The sequence below is a fragment of the Moraxella oblonga NBRC 102422 genome (assembly GCF_001598275.1).
Lineage (GTDB): Bacteria > Pseudomonadota > Gammaproteobacteria > Pseudomonadales > Moraxellaceae > Moraxella > Moraxella oblonga.
Map to the genome: position 1 here is coordinate 24,602 of NZ_BCYQ01000027.1, position 6,206 is coordinate 30,807.

Here is a 6,206-nt window from a genome sequence, read left to right on the forward strand (position 1 = left end):
TTTTAATAATTTTGGCATTGTTCACCAACCATACATAACTCAATCTACCATTCCACTTAGCAAAAAAGTAGATTTAATGAATTCTCTGTCATCTTATGGCATTTGGTATAACATTTGCCTTTGCGTTTAAACCTTGCAAGATAGTGGTGAATTCTACCATTATGACTTTCTATGGTAAAAGTCTCTTTCTTGCTTTGTTGGTGTTTGTGGCTTGGAATAACTTCCTGATAAGTTTTCCAGCAATCACTACAAAACAAAGTAATGTTATGTCTGTTTAGCTGACCGTACAATCTTTTAAAGGTGTTGGTGTCTTGTTTACCACAAACAAAGGCTAGTATATCTTTGGTTTATCGGTTAATGGCAATCTAAGTCCAACAGTAGTTTTTTTAAACTTACTATAACTGTGAATTTCATCAAGTTCCAGCGAGCATTGGCAAACGCCATAGCAATACTTAAAAGAAAATGCTTCATAAATTTCTCACTGATTAAAAAGCCAATCTAAAAAAAAGTGAGACTATTTTATCCAATAAAATAAGGTTAAAACAAAACCAATATAGGGTAAAAATGGGAAATTTTTGGAAATTGAAAAAGAAAAATACCGTCCAAACTTCCACTTGGACGGTGTTTGCTCAATATTTCTTATTTTGCAATTTTTTCAATCTTTACCACCGCACTCATTCCCATACTAATCTCCTTAACATTGGGCTGATTGTCATCAAAGGCGATTTTGACGGGCACTCTTTGGGCAACTTTAATAAAATTACCCGTGCTTGGGTCGGTTTTATTGGCGCTAAATTCTGAGCCTGTGGCAGGGGCGATTTGTACCACTTTGCCTGTCAAAACTTGCTTACCACCTAAGGCGTCCACCGTGATTTGGGCAGGTTGTCCAATGGCGATTTGACCGATTTGGGTTTCTTTGACATTGGCAATCAGCCAATGCTCGGGCGGTACAACGCTCATCAAATTTGTCCCCACTGCCACCAGTTGCCCTTCTTTGGCGGTAATCTCGCCCAGCCGTCCGCTCACAGGGGCTTTGATTGTGGTATAAGACAGCTCCAACTCAGCAAGGGCAAGTCCTGCTTTGGCGTTGTCAATCGCCACCAAATTGCTCTTTTCATTAACCACGACATTGCCAATTTCCTGCTCGGCATTTTTCTTTTGGGCAAGGGCTTGGGCTAAGGCACTTTCTGCTTTTTTGACATTGGTGCTGGCATCGTCATAGGCTTGACGAGAAACAGCGTCAATTTTGATAAGCTCCGCCATTCGGGCGTAAGCCACTCGTGCATTGTCAAGGCTTGCCCGAGCGGACGCAATGTTGGCGTCCATTACAGCGACATTGGCAACAGCGGAAGTTTGGGCTTGTTTGATTTTTTGTAGGCTTGTCTCTTGTGCAAGCACGCCTGCTTTGGCTTGCGATACTTTCATTTCATATTGGTCGGTTTCAATTTGCACAAGGGGCTGACCCATTTCCACCCATTCATAATCTTGCACCATAATTTTTTGCACATAACCTGCCACTTTGGGGCTGACAACCACAGGCTTGCCCCGCACATAGGCATTGTTGGTTTCAATATAGTTGGGCGAAAAGGGCGGTAATTGATACGCATACAAAATCCCCAACACGCCTGCAATTAATAACGCCAAAATCAGTAAGCGTTTAAAAGGCGATTTTTTCTTGGGTTGCCAAGTTTCTGGTTGTGTTTGTATGTTTTCATCGGTATTCATAGTATGCTCGCTTATTTTTGATTTCTGTCGCTTGCCAAATAGGCTTGGAGTTTTTGCATTTCCACTTCTAAGACATCGATTTTATGATAACGGCGATATGCCCACACCATAAATTTTAAGATAAATAGCACGCTGACCACGAGCCAAATGGCACTAAACAAATCGTTATACGCCAAAATCCGTGCTTCCATATTTGCCATTTGTACCGCCCCACGCACATTTTGGGCGGTGATGGTGCCATTATCAAGGACGATTTGGGCAGTCAGATTGGACAAATATCCCTGCGTTTTAATGTTCACATACGCCCCAAAAATCGCATTGCCAAGCAGTCCGCCTAGCACCTGCGTTGCCGAAAACACCGCCACAAAACCTGCAATCTGGTCAAGACCGCTTGCAATCGCCCGCACCATACCTTCAAGCATCACAGGACCTGAAAAATAAAAAGTCGCAAACGCAATCATCGCTTGACTCATATAAAAATGACTGACAGGCGTATCCACCGTCACACCAATGTCCAAATACGCCCCCACCGCAATGCCAAGCAGGGCAAAGACGGTATTTTTACGCACATCTTTGGGGTTTAAGGTTGCGATACTCATCACAAGCCCTGCCAAACTTGCAATAAAGATGATTTTATAATAATCGTACAACTGCTCGTTACTTAGCCCCATAAGGTTTAACACGCCCCCAGCCCCCACGCTTTGCTCAGTGGTAAAAAGCCGTGTCATCATCGCCATCAGCAGAAGATAAGCAATCTGCCGAGCCGAAACCCAATGCCAGTCAATGAGTGGTCTCTCTCGCCCTGCTTCAAACCAAAACGCCAAACCAATCAGCCCCACGCCAAAAGCCAGCAAAAAGCCCAGCCAATCGGTCGTCCACCACAGAATATTGCCCAAACTCAAATAACCGCACAACAACGCAATACCTGTGGCAAACAGCACAAAGGTCAGCCAGTCCTGCCAGCTCAAAGACGGCTCGTGATAGCCTTTTGGCAGGGGCAACCACAGCACAGCCGACAGACAAATCAGCGTCATCGCAAGCTGAAAAATAAAAATCGCCTGCACATTGCCGTCCGCCATCAGCGTGGGCGAAATCATATAACACAGGCTAGACACCGCCTGCATCAACCCTGCCGATAGGGCAAGTGGAACGAGTGCCTTGTCTGCCCGAAAGGTTTGCATCGCATAAAACATTCCCAAAGTCAAAAGCCCACTTGTGCCCACGCCCATAATAAAACGAGCAATGAGTTCTAACTGATAATGATTGCCAAAGGCTTGTAACACATTGCTCACAAACATCATTAAGAGTGTCCAACGCACAAACTTTTGCAAAGAATAATGCTGGCGGATTTTCAGCCACATAAAGCCTACAACCGCATTACCCATCAGATATGCCGACTGCACCCACACCCCTTGCATAACATCTAATGCCAATGCCCCACGCACCTGCGATAGGTTGGCGGTCATCAAGCCGTTTTGTAGTCCTGCACAAAAAATCAGCAACAGCCCAATGAGCACATAGGCAAGCTGTCTTTTGCCCGAGTGAATGGGGCTGGCGGGCGAACCTGCCATAAAGGGTTGTTCGTCGGGTTTATAAATATAGCCGTTGTCTTGGAGTGCCATTTTGTCACTATTGTGGTAAATTTTTGGTATTATAAAGGGTTTTAAAGGGTATAAAAATGTCAAAATAAAACCAATATGGGGTAAAAATGGGAAATTATGGCAAATTTGCCCCATTTTTATCAACCACACCCACCCAAAATTATGCTACAATAGCCAAAATCCAAGCAAAACAGGGTAAAAATGAAACCTTTTTCCATTCCCACCCTCACGCCCACCCTCAAAGGTGCCAATTTTCGCTGTGGATTTTTGCAAGAATATTTGCAATCCGATGACGAATACGACCGCTATTTTGTGGCACAACTGACCAGCATTCATCGCTTGGATTTTTTTGTGTGGATAATTTGCACCAAAGGGCAGATAATACAAATGCTTGATTGTGAGCAGGTGATGTTAAAGGCAGGGCAAGCGGTGCTGATTCGCCCCAATCAGGTTCATCGGGTGCTTGATTTTGATAATGGCGATGGCTTTTTTGTGGCGTGGCGAGATGAATTTTTATTAAAAACTGTGGCGTTAAAAACCGTGCCGAGCGTGCAAATTTTTAATAAACAAGACGCAGAAATTTTAATCAGTTTTGGTAAGTTATTACAAAGTGGCGATGATATTTGGGATTTAACTTTTAAAACGCTTTTTTTACAAAATCAACTCACCGCTTTTTTATATTATTTAACGCACAAATTTTATCAAAACAAAGATTTGGCAAGCAAAACCGAAAAACGCTATTGGGCATTTATAGAATTATTAGAAAAGCATTTTTACACCCAAAAACAAGTGCAATTTTATGCCCATCGTTTACATTGTTCGCCCAAAACTTTAAATATCGCCTGTCAAAATGAAACAGGCGAATGCGTTAAATCATTGATTGAAAAACGCATTTTATTAGAAAGCAAAAGATTGCTGGTTCATAGTAATTTATCCATTAACGCCATTGCCGATGAACTTGGCTTTATTGATGGAACGCAATTTGCCAAATTTTTTAAAAAATATGAAGGGCAGACGGCGAATGCGTTTAGAATGCAATTTCAAATCAAATAAAAAACACCGCTTTTATTTAAAAAACGGTGTTTTAAAACTCAATGCCCACTTTTTACCCCATTACCCACAGGCAAAGTAATACAAAGCAAGCACGCCAAAATCAGCACAATGCCAATCCAGCCTTGCACACCAAGCCGTTCGCCGACAATCACCACCGCCAAAAGTGCCGCTACCACAGGTTCAAATAAAGTAATTGTAATGGCGGTACTTGCCTTAACCCTTGCCAAGCCGTAGCCGAATGCCACATAACCAATAAACATCGGCACAAGTGCCATATACAGCCCTACGGCAAAATTATTCACGCTTGCCAATAGGGGCGAACCTGTCGCCAAAAGTACAGGCAATAAAAACACCGCTCCCAAGCCGAAAGTCGCCCCCATTGCGGCTTTGGGTGCAATGTCGTGTAACATCATTTTGCGAGCTGTCCAAGAATATAGGGCATAAGTCAGCCCAGCGATTAAGCCCAGCACAATGCCGATAAGGGCTTGATTGCCTGTTTCGCTGTGATGTTCAGCAAGTGAGAGCAAAACCATTCCAACCACACCCAGCACCGCCCCAATCGCCCAACGCAAATTTAAGGCTTGTTTATCAAATACATATTCAATCAGTGCCGATAAAAGCGGAGCTGAACCAATGGTTACTACCGTGCCAATGGTAATGCCGGCAAGACGCATTGAACCATAAAAGGCAAGCGGATAAACGGCTACCGCCACCGCCCCAATCACCCAAAGCAGCCAATGTGACTTGATTTGCAAGGTACTTTGGCGAATTTGTTTTTGGGCGAGCAAGGCTTGCAAAAATCCACCGCCACCCATTGCCACCGCCCCAATCGCCATCGCAGGTACATCAGGGGCAAAAGCGGCTGCTGTGCCTGTCGTCCCCCACAAGGTTGCCGCCAGTAGCACCGCCAAACTGCCGTATAGGGATTTGTCTGTCTGTGTCATTGCTTACTCTTAAAGAAAGTTAAATTGATAAAATCTTGTTATTTTATCAATTTTTCACTTGATTTTTTGTGTTTTTTCAGGCTGCCTGAAAATAATTTTGCCAATAAAAAATACCGCTTTATCAAAAGCGGTGTTTTTGCCTTATTGCCCCTACTGTTTTAGCCAATCTTCCATCAGCTTAATTTCAGGCTCTTGGGCATTGATGATTTGCTTTGCCAAATCTTGCATTGCTTTATCTTTGCCGTATTCTAATTGCACTTTTGCCATATTGACCGCTCCCTTGTGGTGGGGAATCATCGCTTTGGCAAAGGCGACATCAGGGTCGGTCTCATAAATTGCCGTCATCATTTCGCTGTGTGAATTGTCCAAGGCATAGGCTTTGGCGTGTGGGGCGTTGGCGTTTTGGGTGGTCGTGTCTTTGCCATTCAGCCAGCCATTCATCAAGTCAATTTCGGCTTGTTGTCCATTAATAATCGCTTGGGCAAGCTTTCGCATTGTTTCGTCTTTGCCAAATTCAAGCTGTACTTTTGCCATCTCAACTGCTCCGATATGGTGCGGAATCATACCTTTGGCAAAAGCGGTATCAGCATCGGCAAGATTGCCCGCTTTGCTCATCTCATCGCCCATCTTATTCATCATTGCAAGATAGGCTTGGGTATGGGGCGGAGCATTTTGAGTGTCCATTGCCATAGCAGAGTGGTTCATATTGGCGTGGTTGTTTGTGGTGTCGTGAGTGCTTTGGGTGTAGTTGCTATCGCCAGCATTAGAATGCGTTGGTATATCGTTTTTGGCATTACCACAAGCGGTCAAAGTCGCCAAAATAAGGGCAAGGGCAGATAATTGTACGGCACGGTTTTTGATGAATGCCATTGGATTCTCCTTG

The 6,206-nt window shown here is 43.9% G+C and carries 6 protein-coding genes; 1 reads left to right on the forward strand and 5 read right to left on the reverse strand.

All coding sequences use genetic code 11. The features are described 5' to 3' along the window. Positions 1 to 56: 56 nt before the first annotated feature. The 3 genes from MOB01S_RS12930 to MOB01S_RS08355 form a co-directional block, all read right to left on the reverse strand. Positions 57 to 290: an IS1 family transposase gene (locus MOB01S_RS12930; RefSeq protein ID WP_439646421.1), complete on the reverse strand. Its 234-nt coding sequence runs from the start codon at positions 288 to 290 to the stop codon at positions 57 to 59. Between the two features lie 349 nt (positions 291 to 639). Further along, positions 640 to 1,725: an HlyD family secretion protein gene (locus tag MOB01S_RS08350; protein ID WP_084349678.1), complete on the reverse strand. Its 1,086-nt coding sequence runs from the start codon at positions 1,723 to 1,725 to the stop codon at positions 640 to 642. Positions 1,726 to 1,736: 11 nt separating this feature from the next. After that, the gene (locus tag MOB01S_RS08355; RefSeq protein ID WP_169798135.1) at positions 1,737 to 3,347 is read right to left on the reverse strand and encodes an MFS transporter; all 1,611 of its coding nucleotides are present in this window, start codon (positions 3,345 to 3,347) and stop codon (positions 1,737 to 1,739) included. Positions 3,348 to 3,527: 180 nt separating this feature from the next. On the opposite strand from MOB01S_RS08355, the gene MOB01S_RS08360 reads away from it, so the two are divergent. Beyond that, positions 3,528 to 4,379: a helix-turn-helix domain-containing protein gene (locus tag MOB01S_RS08360; RefSeq protein WP_066803837.1), complete on the forward strand. Its 852-nt coding sequence runs from the start codon at positions 3,528 to 3,530 to the stop codon at positions 4,377 to 4,379. A gap of 38 nt (positions 4,380 to 4,417) precedes the next feature. Here the strand turns inward: MOB01S_RS08360 and MOB01S_RS08365 are convergent, their stop codons facing one another. Together MOB01S_RS08365 and copM are read right to left on the reverse strand one after the other, a co-directional pair. Beyond that, positions 4,418 to 5,323, reverse strand: coding sequence for a DMT family transporter (locus tag MOB01S_RS08365; RefSeq protein WP_066803840.1), 906 nt, complete (start codon positions 5,321 to 5,323; stop codon positions 4,418 to 4,420). A 150-nt stretch (positions 5,324 to 5,473) separates the two neighbouring features. Then, positions 5,474 to 6,206, reverse strand: a 733-nt coding sequence (gene copM / locus MOB01S_RS08370) for a CopM family metallochaperone (RefSeq protein WP_066803846.1), incomplete at its 5' end; no start/stop codon positions are given.

Bases quoted from the DNA above. Each gene is read 5' to 3' on its own strand.
- MOB01S_RS08355 (WP_169798135.1), bottom strand. From the start codon at position 3,347: ATGGCACTCCAAGACAACGGCTATATTTATAAACCCGACGAACAACCC.
- MOB01S_RS08350 (WP_084349678.1), bottom strand. From the start codon at position 1,725: ATGAATACCGATGAAAACATACAAACACAACCAGAAACTTGGCAACCC.
- MOB01S_RS08365 (WP_066803840.1), bottom strand. From the start codon at position 5,323: ATGACACAGACAGACAAATCCCTATACGGCAGTTTGGCGGTGCTACTG.
- MOB01S_RS08360 (WP_066803837.1), top strand. From the start codon at position 3,528: ATGAAACCTTTTTCCATTCCCACCCTCACGCCCACCCTCAAAGGTGCC.